We start from the raw sequence: 17,914 nt of genomic DNA, 5'->3' as shown, positions 1-17,914 counted from the left end.
TATACTTACCATAATCGAACGTGTGTTTTTATTTGAGGGGACGGGATTGTAAAGATGGAAAAAGAAATAATTCATGCTTACTGTATACAGCTTCATGGAACAACGTATGACTATCAAGAGGAGTGGCAAGCAGATCGCTATCATATCGGTGGAAAAATGTATGCCATGCTTGGAGGAAATAGAACAGGTAAGCCTGTTCTTACATTGAAATGTGAGCCTTCTCGAGCGGAGGAATTACGAGAAGCCTATGCAAGCATTATACCTGGTTACTATATGAATAAAACCCATTGGAATTCCATTTATATGGATGCTGAGGATGTCCCGATGGATTTGGTAGAGAATCTTATCCAACATTCCTATGAGCTTGTTTTCAATAAACTAACGAAGAAAGCACAGCAGGAAATTCAATTGATTGGCAACCCCTCAAACAAGTAATGAATAGCGCATTTACCTTTTTGGCAAATGCGCTAATGACTAATTATAACCACGCTCACCATAAGGCTTTAGTGTCTCAAGCCATTTTTGCTCCAGCTTTTCGAGCTCTTTTTTTTCATCGAAATAGCCTTCTTCTTTTTTCTTTAAATACTCAACGATTTCCACCTCAAAAGCTTCTTGACCATATAAATTGTAATCTGCCTGAAGCACCTTGTTCGTATGTGTATTGGTTTTTAGCATAAATTGAAAGCCATTTAAACGCTTTAAATTATTAAAGCTCCCCACAAATAATTTGCCTGTTTGTGTATTGGTCATTGTAAAAACGCCAGCTTCAATTTTCATCTCTTTATACATTTCTTTTAACTCTTTTTTATGATCCATTTTTATTAACCTACTTTCTTATTTTTTTACCCAATAGGCACTGCCATCTGCTTTCCGGTCAAGAAAACCGTATTCAATTAAGTAACGACGTATGTGAACATAGTCTTCATACATCGGTTTAATCACTTCATTTAATTCTTTTTCAGTATAATGCTTTTCTTGGTCAAAAAGATTTGCAATTGCACGCAGCACTACAATTTTCTGTTTTTCGCGCTTTGGAAAGCGAACCAGTTCCTTGCCAACACCGGTTGGAAATAGCTTCTCTAATAATTGCTGTTCTTCCGTGAGGGTTACGTTATAGCGATCGTCGACCATAGTAGCTGTTTTATGTATAGGCACAAATGGTTCCTCCTTCTGATCTTGTTCTTTTAGTAACTCCATCATCACCATCAATGTTTTGGCTTGGCGTTCCTTTTCTTTTAAAGCAAAACGGTGATGGCGAATCGTTGTGGCACTGCCAATCTCTAATTCTTCTTTTATCTCCTGATCTGATTTTCCCTCATAAAATAAGCGTAAAATATGACTTTGATGTTCTGTTAAGCCTGTCATTTTTTTATTGAGACCGTTTAAATAATGAAAAACAGAATGGTGAGCCAATGTAATATGGTGTTGCATCATTTTCTCTGCTTCATATAATAAGCCCTCTTGAGGATAAATAATGCCTTTTTCTACTTTTTCACCGCATAGTAGGCAGGTGAAGTGTGTCGCTTGATCGATATATCCCTTTTTTAGATCATCGATAGGAGCTTGCCAAAATAATTCATTTACATCCATTGCAATCCCTCCTTGATAAAACAAACGAATTATAAATTTGTTTGTTATTTAATATTTAAAATAACAAAATGTTTGTATTAAAGCAATAAAAAACACATCGTATTCTAAACGATGTGTAAAATGGTTGGCTCATATTTAGTTATACTTTCTCTTAAATAAGATCATAGATGCTAGAGAAAGAACTACAATTGTACAGACAATCACAATTAGACTTGTTGTGGAGCTAATTATATGTCCATTTAGTTCATAAACAATGCCATAATTCATTTTATAATCTTCCACATAAGAAACGGGCACACCATGAAAAACATTTGCAATAGAGCTCTCCATAAATGCATTGCGTAATAATAGTGTTGTATGGCTAATTGGAAAGTACATGATTATATGTTGTGCAAAGCTTGGTAGAGCTCCAAGAGGTACATAAACACCACATAAAAATCCAAGTAATGTACCAACAATTGTGCCGAGTGTTGAGAAAGCATTTTGGGTCGACACAAATAACGAAAGAAATAAATTAAAAACACTCGCAAGCAAGACAGATAAAAACAGTATGCTCAATACCTGAATAAAATCCCCAAAACTTAGAAGCTTACCTCCCGTTGTGACAATAAAGATTTCACAGCCAAGGAGCGCAATAAAGGAAAAAATACAGCCGATAATAAATGCATTGAGCACATAGCTCAACTGAATAGTTGCACGAGAAAGGGGAGCTGTTAAAAAGTCGGCTTGTACTTTGGATTCTTGGTCTTTAACAGCGATACCATAGGCACCAAGTGTAGTCGAAACAGCAATCATGGATAGTAAACCTGCTACTAGCCACTCATTGACCATGGTAATCAATTCAGGTGTAGCTTCTGTTAGTTGTTCAATGGCATCTACCTGCATTTTTTGGAGAAAGACAGCGTACAACACAATGACAATAATGACTGACAGTAGGGAGAAGAACACCTGTGTTTTATCCCGTCTAAATATTTTGTTATTACGCAGAACTAAACTAATTAATGCTTCCACTACGCAACCTCCTCCTCTGCCATAATATGAAGAAAGACATCATCCATTGATCCTTTAATGACTTCGAAGGAGGTGATAAGTGGCTCAGCTTTTTTTAAAAGGGGAAGTGCTTGTAAGGTAGACGTTAAACGGATGGTGTATATCCCTTGTTTCTCTGTGTAGGAGATCGCATTTTCCTCAAGAAACTTTACACCCTCCTGTGCATTTTGAAAAACGAGAGCCATTGAATCATAGGCATATTTTGTTTTTAGTGCATCGGGCGTTCCCTGTGCGACAATTTTACCTTGCTTTAAGACAGTGACTTGGTGAGCGACTGCCGCTTCCTCCATATAATGGGTCGTTAAAAAAACAGTCATATTGGTTTCCAGTTGAAGCTGCTTAATCGCCTGCCAAACAAATTGACGTGTTTGTGGATCTAAACCCGTTGTAGGTTCATCCAGAAATAAAATACTTGGACGATGAATCAGTGCACGAGCAATATCTGCTCGCCTTTTTTGTCCCCCTGATAATGTTCCATATTTTTTCTCTTCAATATCCTCTAAATGCAAATAGGTAGAAACAAATTGATAGTTATCGGTAAGCTGTGTTTTCGATAAGCCATATGTTTTCCCTCGATGGAGGATATTTTCACGTACAGTTAATCGCTCATCTAATAGACTTTGCTGGAAAACGACACCAATAGATTTACGGATATCCGCGTTATCATTGCTTGCGTCGAGTGTGAAACCATTAATAGTTACTTGACCACTCGATTTTTTTAGTAAAGTACAAAGTATTTCAATCGTTGTAGATTTACCTGCACCGTTTTCACCTAAAAAAGCGAATAGGGTGCCTTGTTCGACTGTAAAAGAAATACCTTTAACAGCTTGCTGATCTCCATACTGTTTACATAAATTTTCAACTTTTATCGCAAACGTCATGAGTGGTTAATCCCTTCTCTTTTGAATTTCTTTATTGATTTTTTCAATATCATTTAATTGAAGAACATATAGAATACACCAAACAATCAAGTAAATAATGGCTTCCGCAATAAGTACATACCATACACCTGAATCAAACCAGCTACCAAAATAGCCTGCGGTTAGTACACATGCTGTCACCGCTACTAAATGGAGAAGAAGCTGAACTGTAAAAGGCAATTGCTCCATATCAAAAATGACGGATAGCAAACCAATGGCAATGCCAAGGATGGCCGCGATAACAATTTGCTCCAATAATTCTGTTCCTGACGCCACCGCATTATTTGATAGGACGCTAAGTGTCACTAAGACATAAGAGGAGCTAAGGGAAATGAGTAGACCGATAATCATCATGCGTAAATACTTCATGCTATGAATCCCTCCCAATACCTAAGTGTCTCTTTAATTCTTTTAAATATTTTCGGCTGACATGAATGGCTACGTCATTTTCAAGTAATAGCTGTGTAGTGCCGATTTTGCCCATTTGAATAGAGGATATTTTATGGATATTGACGAGTGTAGACTTACTCACGCGTACAAAATCTTTGGCTAGCTGAGCCTCAAGCTCATATAATTTTCGCTTGGACTCAAACTCTTGCTCATCTGTCTGTAAAAATACTTTGGCATCCTCTGCGTAAATGGAATAAATATCGGAAATTTTTAAGAGATGAATTTCTTGTTGGTCATACCCATCTAGCATCGTAGTTTGGGATGCTTGAAGCTGTCTCATCAATCTTTCAATTTGCTCATTATATTCCTTGGCATGAATATGAACCTCAGTTTCCTCGAGCTCATGATTGATGGTTAAATGAATTTTCATAGGAGGCCTCCTTTAAAAACGCTGAATCAGGTATTACTAATGTAGCATAGAAAATTTTAGCAAGGATAAATTGTTCGATAAGAGGTTTTATTTGTTGGATAACAGGTTCTTTTTCAACGATAGCAAACAGCTCAAAAGTCGGTCCAGTAGAAAAAGCGGTTTATAAAGGTCATAATAGGCTTATCGAGTTGAAGGGGTTGCTACCATGTTTATTTTTGATAAGCATATGTTCATCACATTATGCATTGGTTTAATAGGTGCTGTAGTTTTTCAATTTTTCCATATACCGATGCCTTGGCTGTTAGGAGCGATTACAGCGGTCCTCATCGTGCAGCTATCCACCAATGTCCAATTAAAATGGCATCATTCTTTCCGCAATTTTGGTTTAGTCGTAGCAGGTTATTCTATCGGCTATGCCTTTACACCAGAAGCTGTACAGGACATCAAGCTTTTTTTAGGAAGCATGGTCGTGTTAAATATCATATTTATTTTGTTGTTTTTTGCGGTAAGTTTCCTTGTTGCCAAGCGGACAGATTTAGATTTTGCGACTGCCTTAACGTGTTGTGTTCCTGGAGGCATGTCGCAGGTTGTGGCATTTGCGGAAGAGCAACAAGAGATGGATATGGTGGTCATCACATTCTTTCAAATCCTTCGCGTTCTTTTAATCGTTGGCTTTGTTCCTTTAATGGTGGCAGGGGCAGGTGGCAATAGTTCTATGATTGATGGAACATACACATGGAACCTTGTTGGCATACTTGTGGTATGTGGTGGCGCAGGGTGGCTAGCACAAAAGCTAAAAATTCCAACAGGCTATATGCTAGGCCCAGTGTTTTTACTAATGGGCGTTAATATGGCAGGGATAGAAGTGCCAAAATTACCATTATCGCTTCTGCATATTGCCCAACTCATGCTAGGAATTTATATTGGATTATTATTGAAAAAAGAGGATTTACATTTATCGAAGAAGCATATCTTTTATGCGTTTGTTTCGGCAGGCATTTTTATTGGGGCAGCCTATGGTTTAACATTTGTGATGGCAGCGTTGTACAGCCTTGATTTTAGGACAAGCTTTTTAAGTATTGTTCCTGGTGGTCTTGATCAAATGGGGATTATTGCCGCTTCGGTCCATGCAAATGTCACGATTGTCACGGCCTTTCAGCTTTTTCGTGTACTAGTTGTCTCGATTTTTCTGGTGCCTGTGGTAAAAGTATTTGTAAGAAAAGTGAAAACATGAGGGGGCTTTGAATCAACCTCTCATGTTTTTCTTTGTGCGAATTTCGATCAAATAGAACTTTTGAATAATGATAAATGAACGTTAAATTTTCCCTTTCCAAATAATCCGAATAATGTTATGATAGCCATAACTACTATGAACGGAGGTGAGAAGGAATGAATAAAAACGCTACGAAAACATGTGTAAAAGTGGATACGGCTATGTATTTTGCACGTGTGATTACTTTCGATTTTGCGAACAACGGGATAGGTCTGTCCATTTTTAAGCAAAATCAAATAACAAACGTAGCGAATTAACCATTCTTTTTCACACATTTAATTGAGAAGAGGACTGCTTGTTAATGAGCAGTCTTTTTTGTGTTCTAAAGATGTTTTCGCACGTTTCATTGGAGGAAAAAACGATGCAAATGAAAGCTGAACAAATCCAAAAAATTATGGGTGGTAATATATTATTCGAGAACTTACAGCTAGAGGTGAATAGTGGCGAACACGTGGCGATTGTTGGTGTAAATGGCAGTGGTAAAACGACTTTATTACAACTGCTAGCAGGGGTAGAGATACCTGACAAGGGACGAATAATTAAAAGTAAAGAAGCGACGATTGGCTATTTACATCAGATTCCACATTATCCACTCCATGCTGTGAAAGAAGTGCTGGAGGAAGCATTTGCGGATATTTATGCAATAAAGGCAAAAATGACAGCACTTGAGCAAGAGATGCAGTCGACGGTCACGGATAAAATATTACTGCAATATGGGCAATTGCAGGAGCAATTTATGCTATTAGGGGGCTATGAAGTAGATGCACAGCTAGCAATGATTGCAAATGGACTAGGTATTTCAGATATGCTAGAGCAGCCATTTAGTAGTTTAAGTGGTGGTGAAAAAACAAAGGTTATGCTTGGACAAATTTTATTGAAAAAGCCCTCTATTTTGTTATTGGATGAACCAACGAACCATCTGGATATGCAAGCTATTGAGTGGCTTGAACATTATGTGCGAAACTTTGAGGGGATTGTCATTGTCGTATCCCATGATCGTCAATTCATGAATCAAGTAGCCCAGAAGATTATTGAAATTGAGGATGGAGAGGCTTTTACGTATAACGGCCATTATGATGCCTTTATAGCACAAAAAGAAGCAAAAATTGAACAACAGTTTGCAAACTATGAAGAGCAGCAAAAGAAAATTAAAAAGATGCAAGAAACGATAAAACGATTAAAGCAGTGGGCGAATGAGGCGAATCCACCAAACGCCTCGATGCATCGACGTGCAAAAAGTATGGAAAAAGCATTAGCACGTATCGAGCGAGTAAAGAAGCCCCTCACTAAAAAGAAAATGAATTTAGCGTTAACGATGGCTGAACGCAGTGGTAAAGAGGTCGTGCTTTTGCAAGCCATTGATCATGGCTTTGATAAGCCTTTATTGAAGGAAAGCAATCTAGCTATTTATTTTGGCGAAAGATTAGCGATTGTTGGGAGCAATGGTAGTGGAAAATCAACATTATTAAAAATGATGTTAGGGGAAATCATTCCTAATCTGGGAGTGTGTCAGATTGGAAGTAATGTGAAATTTGGATACCTTTCCCAACAATTTGAACATCAAAATCCTGCTATTCGATTAATTGATGCCTTTCGTGAAAGTGTCGCCGTGTCAGAGGCGGAAGCTCGCCATATACTCGCACGATTTTTGTTCTATGGCTATGATGTCTTTAAAAAAGTGAAGGACTTAAGTGGTGGAGAAAAAATGCGTCTTCGTTTAGCACAATTAATGCATGAGGATATCAATGTCTTAATCTTAGATGAGCCAACGAATCATTTAGATATTGAAGCAAGAGAAGTATTGGAAGAGACACTAGAATCCTTTGAAGGCACGATTATTGGGGTGTCACATGACCGCTATTTCTTACAGAAAATTTTTACGAAAACGGCGTGGATTGAAAACCAGACTATTCAAGTTTTTGAGGGAGATTATGAGTGGGCTAGAGAAAAACGACAGGAACTTGCAATGAAAATGGTTGAAAAACAACCAGTAAATAAAACGCAGCCACCTAAAAAAGAATTACCGATTGAACAGCAAATTGAAAAATTAGAGACAAAACTACAACAACCATCGCTTGCTAAAGAACAACGGCAGAAGCTTGAACTTCAATTAGAAAATTTATATGAAAGATGGTTAGAGGGGGGCACAGAGCATGTTTAATTTAGAACGCATTATGCAGCTTGATATAGAGTATGTGAAGAGTTTCAGTGAAGTGGAGGTTTGTAAGGAGGGGGTCTTATTTTACAATCAGGCTATCCCAACCTATTACGATGCAAATCATGCACAGATTTGGAGAAAGATTGAACAACCTGATTTATTTTTACAAGACATCAAAGATTTCTACCAATCAAAATCTCTGATCCCGCGGATTTATTTATATAATCTAGAACAAAATCAGCTATGTATAGAGGCATTAGAGACGCACGGCTTTCAATATGAGCATTTTGTTAATGAAATTCAGTACTGGGATGGTGAATATGCGATACTTCCACCTAATCCTGCCATTCAAATTGAGCGTGTAACGGATGCAAATATGGAGGAAGCATTAGCAGTAGAAATGAGCATTTCTGCATTTGGGGAGCCTTCATTAATAAAAAAGGCATTTGAGCAAACCTATCATTCTTCACATTTTACGTATTATCTACTAAGACTAGATGGGGTGGCGTGCTGCTCAGCAAATATTTTTGTGTCAGAAAATCAAGGTAGGATTGAAAGTGTTGCAACAACTGAAAGCTATCGTGGTCGTGGTTTAATCGGCTATATGCTGCAGCATATCCAACAGCAATCAGTCAAGCTTGGATTGGACGATCTTTGGATATTACCAATTAGTGAACAGGTTGCCAAAGTCTATGAGAAGGCAAATTTTAAATCGGTGGGCTCCGTTGCATCGATTCATGCGTTTACTGAAGGGAAGAGCATTCAAGATATCCGCCAACAGGCTTAAATAGCTACACATAAAGATCGCCAAATTCCTGTAGTGCTTACAAGGAACTTGGCGATTTTTTAGAACTGTACTTGTCAATTTTGATTACAGGTTGTTTTAATGAAGGGATGCTTTAAAATATAATCAGCAAAAATTATTTCCTGCTCCTGTAGAACGATAGCTGCTCATTACGACATCGAATTCCTCAGGCCTCAGTTAACAGCATTGTTTTTATCCATTGTCTGATATGAATTTGCGAGATGCAACTTACTCGGCTTAGTTGGAGCTGGTGGACCATTCATTTTTGCGATGAATGCCTATAAATGGAGGTGGGAGCTGTTTTATTGGAGCTTCTGTTACTTATTTTAATCGTGTAGTATATGTCTAATCGTTTGCGAATGAAACTTGTTAAAGGATAAGTAGGAATGAATGAAAACTAGTAAAATCCTGAATAGTATCGACTATTCGGGATTTTTGTTTTATTGTTAAAAAGAAGGATTTTCAATTATTAAAAGTTTTTTACTTGAAAAAATGTCGTATTCGATTTATTGTCTTTAGAGATACTTGTTTAATGGACTTGGAGGATATGAAATGCACGGAATTTATATACGCTATAATGTCTCAGATGAAACCCAAGCAGCACAATGGCCCAAAAAAATGGATGCATTTGCGTATGTTCAACGAGAAAAACCACAACAAGACAATGATAACTTGCTGTCAAAAGAAGAGCTAAAAAACCATGCCATTCGCTATATTAAAAGCTTGAAAGACAATGCAAGTGTCCATTTAGTAGAGCAGCGCAACGGTGAAATTGAACATTTTGATCGACGCTACATGGAGTCATTAAAGTTAAAGGAAAGCATCGATTCCCAACTTATTAATCTAGAAGAAATACGCTTATTATTGCAATTAATGAATGTCTTGAATTTATCCCATGCTTTTGGAGAAAATGCTGGCAAGCTACTTCGTCAAATAACGCCATATGCCAAAGAGGTAGAACATCCAACATTCCAAACAACACGCGTTGAGCGCCATTTTTATTCGGAGCTAATTGAACAAATTGAAATGGTTTACGCACGAATTATGCGTCAGCACAACCCATCGACAACGGAAATGCAGCAATCAGAAAAGCTCTGGACAACTGTCTGTGAGCAAGCAATAGAAAAAGTAGAAGCACGAATCGAACGTTTATCATCTATTAAATTAAAGCATGAGAAAAATTTACTAGAGTTTAGTCACTTAAAACAGCAAAATATCGAAGCGAAGGAACGCTTAGATCTAGCTGTCCATGAGCTGGATGCCATTTTAAATGTATTAGAATCATAAGAAAAGCATGTCTCTGTCAAAATCGGAGACATGCTTTTTATGTTGTCGTCGGATAGAGGGACAAAAGTGACGGTAAGCAGTGCGAAAGTGGTGGATAGCTTCGTAAGATTGACGGATAGCTGTGCTTTACTTCGCTTTCTCCTCTGTTTGATCCCGCTTAGTTTGGCGTGAAAGGCGGATTAAATCCAATCCAAGAAGCACAACAATGATATAGAATAGAGGACTTGTGAACGATAGGCCAATTTGTGATTGACCGCCAAGTAATGTTAAAACAATCCATAATCCAACTGTATACAATGTTAATCCGATATAAGCCTTTTTTGATAATCTTTTATATCTACCCTTGTCGAAGGCTAGCTGAATGATGACAAGCCCAACTAATATAAGCAATATTATTTTTTTAGTCAGCATCGCAGCAATAGCTGTATCAGGGAAGAAATCATTAACGAATAATAACGTGAAAAATATTAAAATTACAAAATTTAAGATTGTCGAAAGCTTCATGCCATTTCTCCTTAGTTGTCAGAATACTTTTCTATTGTAACATGGTTCTAATGAAAGCAAAAAATAATACTTTAAAGAAGAGTTTGAAAAATTTTGAAACTTTTCCTGAGGTACATCCGTATAGTAGGTAATATGATGAAAAGGGGTGAGCAACTTGACGCTATTTGGCTATTCACTCGAGCAGATCTTTTTGGTGGTTTTGATTTTCGCTGGCCTTGCCACAGTATTGGTTATGTTTTTTGGTGATGCAGTCGAAGGTATTGGGGAAGGACTACCCATTTTTAATCCGAGTGTCATTCTATCTTTCATTACGTTGATGTCAGCAGCAGGTTTTATTTTAGAAAAACTAGCCTGGTTCTCTAGCGTTTGGAACATCATTGCTGCATGTATCATCGGTGCTATTTTAAGTTCCATCTTTTATTTATTTGTTCTCGTTCCGCTACGTTCCGCTGATGTTTCTTTAGCTTACACAGAGGAATCGCTAGGCGGGCAATTAGGAAGAGTTATTGTGCCAATTCCAGTAGATGGTTTTGGCGAGGTTGTTATCGAAACGACAAGTGGCATGATTTCAAAACGCGCAACGGGCTATGATAATGAAGCTATTGACTATGATGAAACCGTACTTGTTGTGGATGTGAAGGACGGAACACTTTTTGTTAGAACGTACGAGAAAAAATTTGTTTAAAGGAGAGATATGTCTATGTCAACTGATATCTTAATTGTTTTAGGAATTGTAGCATTTGTATTAATTGCCCTAGTCGGCTTATATGTGACAAAGTATCGTACGGCGGGTCCTGATGAAGCACTGATTGTGACAGGTAGCTATCTCGGCTCTAAAAATGTACATAAGGATGAGTCGGGGAATCGCATTAAAATCATTCGTGGGGGCGGTACATTTGTATTCCCTATTTTCCAACAAGCACAGCCGTTAAGCTTACTTTCTAGTAAACTAGAAGTGACAACGCCTGAGGTGTATACAGAGCAAGGTGTTCCTGTTATGGCAGATGGTACAGCCATTATTAAAATTGGCGGTTCCATTTCAGAAATTGCGACAGCAGCAGAGCAGTTTTTAGGCAAGCAAAAAGCAGAGCGCGAAGGGGAAGCACGTGAAGTATTAGAAGGTCATTTACGTTCCATTTTAGGATCTATGACGGTTGAAGAAATCTACAAAAACCGCGATAAATTCTCACAGGAAGTTCAACGTGTTGCTTCACAAGATTTAGCAAAGATGGGTCTTGTCATTGTATCCTTCACGATCAAGGATGTACGAGATAAAAATGGCTATTTAGACTCACTAGGGAAACCGAGAATCGCACAGGTAAAGCGAGATGCTGATATTGCGACAGCAGATGCAGAAAAAGAAACACGTATTAAACGTGCAGAAGCGTCTAAGGAAGCACAAAAGGCAGAACTAGAGCGAGCGACGGAAATTGCAGAAGCAGAAAAAGAAAATCAATTAAAAGTAGCTGAGTTCCGACGTGAGCAGGATATTGCCAAAGCGCGTGCTGACCAAGCGTATGAGCTTGAAACTGCTCGTGCTAAGCAGGAAGTAACGGAGCAAGAAATGCAAATTCGCATTATCGAGCGTCAAAAGCAAATTGAATTAGAAGAAAAAGAGATTTTACGTAGAGAAAAGCAATATGACTCTGAGGTTAAAAAGAAAGCAGATGCAGATCGCTATGCAGTGGAGCAAAATGCTGCAGCTGAAAAAATGCGTGAGCTTGCACAGGCTGATGCGGAAAAATATCGTATTGAATCATTAGCAAAAGCAGAGGCAGAGAAAATTCGTTTGGATGGTCTTGCCAAAGCTGATGCAGAGCGAGCACAAGGGGAGACGGAGGCTGATATCATTCGTTTACGTGGTCTGGCTGAAGCTGAAGCTAAACGTAAGATTGCCGAAGCCTTTGAATACTATGGTCAAGCAGCTGTACTGGATATGGTTGTACGCATGATGCCAGAGTATGCAAAAGAGCTTGCAAGTCCACTTGGCAATATCGATAAGATTACAGTGGTCGATACTGGTGGTGGAGAGGGAAGTGGTGCGAATAAGGTGACATCTTACGCAACCAATTTAATGTCTACACTTCAAGAAACATTAAAAGAAACTTCTGGTCTCGATGTAAAAGAGCTGATCGAGAGCTATGCTGGGAAGCACACATTGCGTCCAGAATTAGAGCAGATTGCTTTAGGACTTGAAAAAAAGCAAGCACCTGAAGAAACGAAAGAAGCGGTAGAACAATCCTAACAAAAAACGACCTGATGATCTCATCAGGTCGTTTTTTTATAGTTGTTGCTGCCATTCACTTACAAGCATGCCATAAATAACGTGATTTACATAATGATCGTAGAGCCATTCTGCAGCTCGAATGGTTCCTTCTTGCATGAATCCAAGACGTTCTGGGATTGCGCGACTTTTGTGATTGGCTTCAGCAACACGAATTTCAACTTTATGAAGCTTCAATGTTTCAAAGGCATATTGCAATAAAGCTTTTACCGTTTTCGTCATGATGCCATGTCCTTGTGCTCCTTCGCTCAACCAATAGCCAATAGTGCCGATTTTATTGCTCGGGTTAATCGCGTTAAAGCCTGCAATGCCAACAATTTCATTTTTAAAGAGAATGACTAGGGAGAGGCTACTGTTCGCTTCATGGCCCTTAATACAGCCCTCAATATAGGCTTTTGTATCCGCCAGTTCTTTTGTGAAATCTAGCCATGGTAGCCATTCTTTCAGATATTCCCTCGAGGCATCCGTTAATGCAAAAACCTTCTCTGCATCTTCAGGTGCGATCATCCGTAAAGCTAAATCTTGGTTTATGGTAATTTGCATTATTGTTCACCTCATTATTATTTTAACGCATTGTGCATAAAGCCTTTCATTTCTCGGCTAAGTAAAGTTAATTCTTCTATAATTTCGCTGAAATCCTGTACGAGCTGTGCTTGCTCATTTGTTGCATCATTGATTTGTCCCATATTTTGCTTTAGATTATCTAGATTTCTATTGATATTCCGTAATGATGATTCTATATTTTCGGTAGCACTAGACGTCTCAAAGGACAGCTTTCGAACTTCCTGTGCCACAATATTAAAGCCAGCGCCGTGCTGTCCAGCACGTGCAGCCTCGATGGATGCGTTTAAACCTAATAAATTAGTTTGGCGAGATATACTTTTAATTAAATCTGTCACGGCATTTGTTTTTTCAGAGTCCTCTAGGGCATGCTGTGCCTGCTTATTAATTTCCTCACTAGTGGCTGCTAATTCCTCAGAATGAGAAGCGATTGTATGTACTTTATCCTGTAGACTGTTGACGATCTTATCCATCGTAGCCATATAATCTTCAAGTTTGAGCTCATTATCTATTGGTAAGCCAAAAGCTAATGCACCTACTACTTGACCATTTTCACGAATGGGGAATGAAAAAGCATTGATTGCTACACCGTAAACATCCTCTGGTATCACCACATCTGCATTTTGTCCATTAAAGGCGATGAAAACATTTTGGTCATTGGCGTTAACTTTTTGTCCATCATGGTAGCCGGAATCCACACGTTTACCTGCTAAGTATTTAACGACTGTTTCATTTTCCTTTTCAACAACAGCTACAATGGCTTCTTGTTTTAATGCTAGATGAATATAAGGTGTTGCGAGGGCTAAAGCTTCAATAATTTTCATAAAAATTCCTCCAAGTCTCGTCAATGAAAATGGTTGTGTCATCTGTCTTCATTGTGACAATGGTTCTAGATGATTACTTTTACTGTAGCACAATATTTGCCAAGTCAAAATAGCTATTTATATTTTTTATTAAAAGAAGAACATACAAATCCGAAGTGCTTTTATTTGTCAATTATTATTTTTTTGCAGCGGTGAAAATGAAGGCCTTTTTGTCTATTTTTTGACAAGGAGACGTGTGTTTTGCGAAATATTGTATTAGAATAATAGTAGCATGTGGAAGAAGTTAAGGAGAGAGTTTCATGGACTATATACAAAAGGGTACGAGGGCGTTTCATAAAGCGAATTGGGCCTTATTTTTAGCAGGCTTTATTACGTTTGCTAACCTATATGTAACGCAGCCATTACTACCAACATTTTCAGAAGCATTTCACGTCTCACCAGCTGTAGCAAGTTTATCTCTTTCAGTAACTACCTTTGCATTAGCGGTGAGTTTAATAATTGTCAGTTCGTTATCAGAAGCATGGGGAAGAAAATCATTGATGACGATTTCTATTTTTGCAGCTTCTGTCCTGACACTAGCTCTTGCATTTTCACCTAACTTTGAAACAATTTTAGTTTTACGTGTTGTACAAGGCATCGTTTTTGCAGGTTTACCAGCAATCGCTATGGCTTATTTGGGAGAAGAGATGGAACCAGCAAGCTTAGGGGTTGCCATGGGCTTATATATTAGCGGTAATTCAGTAGGGGGACTTAGTGGACGAGTTATTATTGGTACCTTAACGGACCATTATAACTGGCATACAGGCATGATGGTACTAGGAGGAATCAGCCTGCTAGTTAGTTTATTGTTTGTCTGGATGTTACCAAGCTCCAAACATTTCAGCGCGCGACCTTTACAATTAAAAGCATTGACCAAAACCCTACTGCAACATTTAAGAGATCCTTCTATGCTGTGTCTTTATGGGATGGGGTTTCTTTTAATGGGAAGCTTTGTCACACTTTATAATTATATTGGCTTTAAACTAATGGCACCTCCCTATAATTTAAGTGCCACAATTGTAGGTTGGATATTTGTCATTTATTTAGTTGGGACATTTAGCTCGGCATGGTTTGGCAGTTTAGCCGATCGTTATGGTCGCCAACGAATGCTCTTACTGGCCATTGCCATTATGTTAGCTGGAGCTATAGTAACGCTCAATGGGCTCCTTACTTTAAAGATTATAGGGATAACAGTTTTTACCTTTGGCTTTTTTGCAGCTCATTCAATCGCAAGTGGCTGGGTGAGCAAACGAGCATCCCACGATAAAGCACAAGCATCTTCTCTCTATTTATTTTTCTATTATTTTGGTTCAAGTGTTGGAGGAACAGTAGGAGGCGTTTTTTGGATGAAATATGGGTGGATGGGTGTTATAGTGATGATTGCTCTGTTTTTATTCATTGCTTGTGTCCTATCATTTTTATTAAAAAGATTCATTGTTAGACAACGTATCACAACATGATGTGAGGTGTCATTTTGCAGGAATTACTTTTCTATTTTTTCATTATCCTAGCAGCTTCTATTTTACAAACCAGTACAGGTTTTGGTTTTTCCGTTATGGCTACGCCTTTTTTACTGTTGCTTTTTACACCACAAGAGGCGATGCAAATCAATATAATACTGTCCCTTGTTATTTCGTTTTCTCTCATATGGAAGGTGAGACATGATATTGATGTAGCGTTGCTTAAAAAGGTGATGATCGGTAGTGTTGCAGGTGCTCCTTTTGGTAGTATACTATTTGCCTTAGTCGATGTGACGACATTTAAGCTGCTCATCGCTATCCTTCTTATAGGGCTTACGATTCTATTGATTAGAAATTTCTCTATTCAACAAACAAGGAGTAGAGATTATGGCGTTGGTTTTATATCAGGTATGTTCACAACAAGTATTGGGATGGCTGGACCACCACTGTTGCTCTATTTTGCGAGCACACATAGAAATAAAGAAACCATTAGAGCTGTTTCACTAGCCTACTATATATTTATCTATCTAATTAGCTTACTTTCTCAAGTCATTTTTGAGGGTACAAGTAAAATGGTTTGGATATATAGTATGTATGCTTTGCCAATTGTTTTCTTAGGACTTATTTTTGGACAAATGCTATTTACTCGATTAAATCAAAAATTGTTTAAAATCTTAATTTATTTTCTATTAGTAGCAGCAGGCTTAATTTTGTTGATCCAAAGTTTATGGACAATGCTATAAACAACAAAAAGAAGTATGGAAGGATAATACATCCTCCCATACTTCTTTATTGTTAACCCATAATATTGTAGCCAGCGTCGATGTAGATCGTCTCACCAGTCACACCACGTGATAGGTGAGATAGCATAACAATCGTCATATCTGCTACTTCGTCTTGTTGAACATTACGTTTTAAAGGAGCTGTTTCTTCAATTTTGTGTAAAATTGTGTTAAAAGAAGGAACACCTTTTGCAGCGAGTGTACGAATAGCACCAGCTGAGATAGCATTGACGCGAATATTATCTTGGCCAATATCAGCAGCAAGATAGCGCATAGAAGCCTCTAATGCAGCTTTTGCAACGCCCATCACATTGTAGCCATCAAGTACTCGTTCTGCACCTAAGTAACTCATTGTAACGATAGAGCCACCCTCTGTCATGTATGGATGAGCTGCTTTTGCAGTGGAAATAAGTGAATAGGCACTTGTATCTTGTGCGAATGCATAGCCTTCTCGAGTTGTTTCAAGGAAGCGGTTGTGTAAATCTTCTGCATGCGCAAAAGCCACTGAATGTACAATCCCATGAATAACACCAACCTTTGAGCCTATTTCTTCAAAAGCTGCTTTTGTGCTGTCGTCACTATTTACATCACATTGAACAACAAGAGAATCGGATTGTCCGATATTTTCTAATTGTTTTTGTAATTTTTTTAATGAACGTTCTTGACGATACGTGAAGATGACATTTGCACCAACGTCAAATAAACGTTTAGCAATGCCCCAAGCAATACTGCGATCATTTGCTACGCCCATGACAACAATGTTCTTATCTTTTAATTGTAATAAATTATCCATCATTATGAAGAACTCCTTTGTGAGATAATATCTGTTATTAGTACCAACTACTAAAATCTTATCATACATAAAATAACGTTGCAATAACAAGATGAAAAGAGAAGTAGTTGAGAGAGCAAAAAAAATTCATCTCTTTACAGTAGAGACGAATTAAAAAGTGTGCTATTTTATTTTGTTACATAATGATCATACATATCTACTGCTCGATTAACAGCACTACTGACAGTGATTCTAAAGCAATTTTGTGACCGAATGACCTGTGCCAATATTTTGATTGCTCTTGTTTGATTTTTATGGAATAAAGCATTGTCTGTTTGAAAATCATCGTTTAAAAAGGCAAGATAATAAGGTATTCGATTTTGTGGTTTTAACAAATCAGATTCTGCACTTTTTTCAAGTGTATCGTACACCCATAAATCGATGGCATTTCCTAAGTGGAAGGCTGCAAAATACTGAAAATCATCATTCTCACATTCTTTTACTTTTTGAATTATTTGAATTTTTTGGAGCTCATCTAATAAGAATGTATTGATGGAATAATAGATGGCTTTAGAAGGATTTAGAATGAGCTCATCGGTCTGCTGCGATTTTAAGAAAACCCAGTTATTTAACACGTTTGCCCATGCGTCCACATTATTCAAACATTTCGCACAAACATCTGGAAATATTGATTGCCACTTTGCAGCAAGATTTTTAAATCTATTCATATGGTCTTGATCAATATAAAATAAACTATGCTCAACTTGTAACTGCTCAAACATTCA

21 protein-coding genes are annotated in these 17,914 nt (G+C 37.9%); 10 read left to right on the top strand and 11 right to left on the bottom strand.

From position 1 onward, the window contains the following. The first annotated feature begins 54 nt into the window (after positions 1 to 54). Positions 55 to 435 (top strand): MmcQ/YjbR family DNA-binding protein, encoded by a 381-nt coding sequence (locus AAJG31_RS06735; RefSeq protein WP_279494390.1) that lies wholly within the window; start codon positions 55 to 57, stop codon positions 433 to 435. 39 nt (positions 436 to 474) lie between these two features. Here AAJG31_RS06735 and AAJG31_RS06730 read toward each other — a convergent pair whose 3' ends face one another. From AAJG31_RS06730 to AAJG31_RS06705, 6 genes are all read right to left on the bottom strand, one after another. Then, positions 475 to 816 carry a GIY-YIG nuclease family protein gene (locus AAJG31_RS06730; protein WP_054550689.1) on the bottom strand — a complete coding sequence of 114 codons (342 nt, stop codon included), beginning with the start codon at positions 814 to 816 and terminating at the stop codon, positions 475 to 477. 18 nt (positions 817 to 834) lie between these two features. Beyond that, positions 835 to 1,590: a DUF2087 domain-containing protein gene (locus AAJG31_RS06725; RefSeq protein WP_279494391.1), complete on the bottom strand. Its 756-nt coding sequence runs from the start codon at positions 1,588 to 1,590 to the stop codon at positions 835 to 837. Positions 1,591 to 1,725: 135 nt separating this feature from the next. Beyond that, positions 1,726 to 2,601: an ABC transporter permease gene (locus tag AAJG31_RS06720; RefSeq protein WP_279494392.1), complete on the bottom strand. Its 876-nt coding sequence runs from the start codon at positions 2,599 to 2,601 to the stop codon at positions 1,726 to 1,728. Next, positions 2,601 to 3,521 (bottom strand): ABC transporter ATP-binding protein, encoded by a 921-nt coding sequence (locus tag AAJG31_RS06715; RefSeq protein WP_279494394.1) that lies wholly within the window; start codon positions 3,519 to 3,521, stop codon positions 2,601 to 2,603. Before AAJG31_RS06715 ends, AAJG31_RS06720 begins: the two co-directional genes overlap by 1 nt. Positions 3,522 to 3,527: 6 nt before the next feature. After that, positions 3,528 to 3,929, bottom strand: a complete 402-nt coding sequence (locus tag AAJG31_RS06710; protein ID WP_048389711.1) for a DUF3021 domain-containing protein — start codon at positions 3,927 to 3,929, stop codon at positions 3,528 to 3,530. Between the two features lies 1 nt (position 3,930). Further along, on the bottom strand, positions 3,931 to 4,380 hold the full coding sequence (locus AAJG31_RS06705) for a LytTR family DNA-binding domain-containing protein (protein ID WP_048389715.1): 450 nt from the start codon (positions 4,378 to 4,380) through the stop codon (positions 3,931 to 3,933). Between the two features lie 205 nt (positions 4,381 to 4,585). Between AAJG31_RS06705 and AAJG31_RS06700 the strand changes: the two genes are divergently transcribed. The 5 genes from AAJG31_RS06700 (at position 4,586) to AAJG31_RS06680 (ending at position 9,903) form a co-directional block, all read left to right on the top strand. Further along, the gene (locus AAJG31_RS06700; RefSeq protein WP_048389717.1) at positions 4,586 to 5,614 is read left to right on the top strand and encodes an AbrB family transcriptional regulator; all 1,029 of its coding nucleotides are present in this window, start codon (positions 4,586 to 4,588) and stop codon (positions 5,612 to 5,614) included. Positions 5,615 to 5,769: 155 nt separating this feature from the next. Next, on the top strand, positions 5,770 to 5,910 hold the full coding sequence (locus AAJG31_RS06695) for an RAxF-45 family protein (protein WP_004232534.1): 141 nt from the start codon (positions 5,770 to 5,772) through the stop codon (positions 5,908 to 5,910). A 104-nt stretch (positions 5,911 to 6,014) separates the two neighbouring features. Beyond that, complete coding sequence (abc-f, locus tag AAJG31_RS06690; protein WP_259949998.1) at positions 6,015 to 7,814, top strand: ribosomal protection-like ABC-F family protein; 1,800 nt, start codon at positions 6,015 to 6,017, stop codon at positions 7,812 to 7,814. Beyond that, a complete protein-coding gene (locus AAJG31_RS06685; RefSeq protein ID WP_115673449.1) occupies positions 7,807 to 8,598 on the top strand; it encodes a GNAT family N-acetyltransferase in 792 nt (263 codons plus the stop codon). Before abc-f ends, AAJG31_RS06685 begins: the two co-directional genes overlap by 8 nt. Before the next feature lie 570 nt (positions 8,599 to 9,168). Then, positions 9,169 to 9,903 carry a hypothetical protein gene (locus AAJG31_RS06680; RefSeq protein WP_048389726.1) on the top strand — a complete coding sequence of 245 codons (735 nt, stop codon included), beginning with the start codon at positions 9,169 to 9,171 and terminating at the stop codon, positions 9,901 to 9,903. A gap of 126 nt (positions 9,904 to 10,029) precedes the next feature. On the opposite strand, the gene AAJG31_RS06675 is transcribed toward AAJG31_RS06680, so the two are convergent. Further along, positions 10,030 to 10,407 carry a hypothetical protein gene (locus AAJG31_RS06675; protein ID WP_269898819.1) on the bottom strand — a complete coding sequence of 126 codons (378 nt, stop codon included), beginning with the start codon at positions 10,405 to 10,407 and terminating at the stop codon, positions 10,030 to 10,032. Between the two features lie 154 nt (positions 10,408 to 10,561). On the opposite strand from AAJG31_RS06675, the gene AAJG31_RS06670 reads away from it, so the two are divergent. Then, the gene (locus tag AAJG31_RS06670; RefSeq protein WP_004232545.1) at positions 10,562 to 11,092 is read left to right on the top strand and encodes a hypothetical protein; all 531 of its coding nucleotides are present in this window, start codon (positions 10,562 to 10,564) and stop codon (positions 11,090 to 11,092) included. Between the two features lie 15 nt (positions 11,093 to 11,107). After that, a complete protein-coding gene (locus tag AAJG31_RS06665; RefSeq protein ID WP_004232547.1) occupies positions 11,108 to 12,652 on the top strand; it encodes a flotillin family protein in 1,545 nt (514 codons plus the stop codon). A gap of 36 nt (positions 12,653 to 12,688) precedes the next feature. Here the strand turns inward: AAJG31_RS06665 and AAJG31_RS06660 are convergent, their stop codons facing one another. Together AAJG31_RS06660 and AAJG31_RS06655 are read right to left on the bottom strand one after the other, a co-directional pair. After that, the gene (locus AAJG31_RS06660) at positions 12,689 to 13,234 is read right to left on the bottom strand and encodes a GNAT family protein (protein WP_103117709.1); all 546 of its coding nucleotides are present in this window, start codon (positions 13,232 to 13,234) and stop codon (positions 12,689 to 12,691) included. A gap of 17 nt (positions 13,235 to 13,251) precedes the next feature. Continuing rightward, complete coding sequence (locus AAJG31_RS06655; RefSeq protein ID WP_048389774.1) at positions 13,252 to 14,076, bottom strand: methyl-accepting chemotaxis protein; 825 nt, start codon at positions 14,074 to 14,076, stop codon at positions 13,252 to 13,254. Between the two features lie 299 nt (positions 14,077 to 14,375). On the opposite strand from AAJG31_RS06655, the gene AAJG31_RS06650 reads away from it, so the two are divergent. Next, complete coding sequence (locus AAJG31_RS06650) at positions 14,376 to 15,575, top strand: MFS transporter (protein ID WP_048389775.1); 1,200 nt, start codon at positions 14,376 to 14,378, stop codon at positions 15,573 to 15,575. A 14-nt stretch (positions 15,576 to 15,589) separates the two neighbouring features. Beyond that, positions 15,590 to 16,318 carry a sulfite exporter TauE/SafE family protein gene (locus AAJG31_RS06645; protein WP_279494410.1) on the top strand — a complete coding sequence of 243 codons (729 nt, stop codon included), beginning with the start codon at positions 15,590 to 15,592 and terminating at the stop codon, positions 16,316 to 16,318. A gap of 52 nt (positions 16,319 to 16,370) precedes the next feature. Here AAJG31_RS06645 and AAJG31_RS06640 read toward each other — a convergent pair whose 3' ends face one another. Continuing rightward, a complete protein-coding gene (locus tag AAJG31_RS06640) occupies positions 16,371 to 17,153 on the bottom strand; it encodes an SDR family oxidoreductase (protein WP_004232559.1) in 783 nt (260 codons plus the stop codon). A 164-nt stretch (positions 17,154 to 17,317) separates the two neighbouring features. Beyond that, positions 17,318 to 17,911, bottom strand: a complete 594-nt coding sequence (locus AAJG31_RS06635; RefSeq protein WP_279494414.1) for a hypothetical protein — start codon at positions 17,909 to 17,911, stop codon at positions 17,318 to 17,320. Positions 17,912 to 17,914 lie beyond the last annotated feature (3 nt).

The sequence above is a fragment of the Lysinibacillus sp. BS3 genome (genome assembly GCF_039614735.1).
In the GTDB taxonomy this organism is placed as follows: domain Bacteria; phylum Bacillota; class Bacilli; order Bacillales_A; family Planococcaceae; genus Lysinibacillus; species Lysinibacillus capsici.
This window is presented reverse-complemented; position numbering and strand designations above follow the sequence as displayed.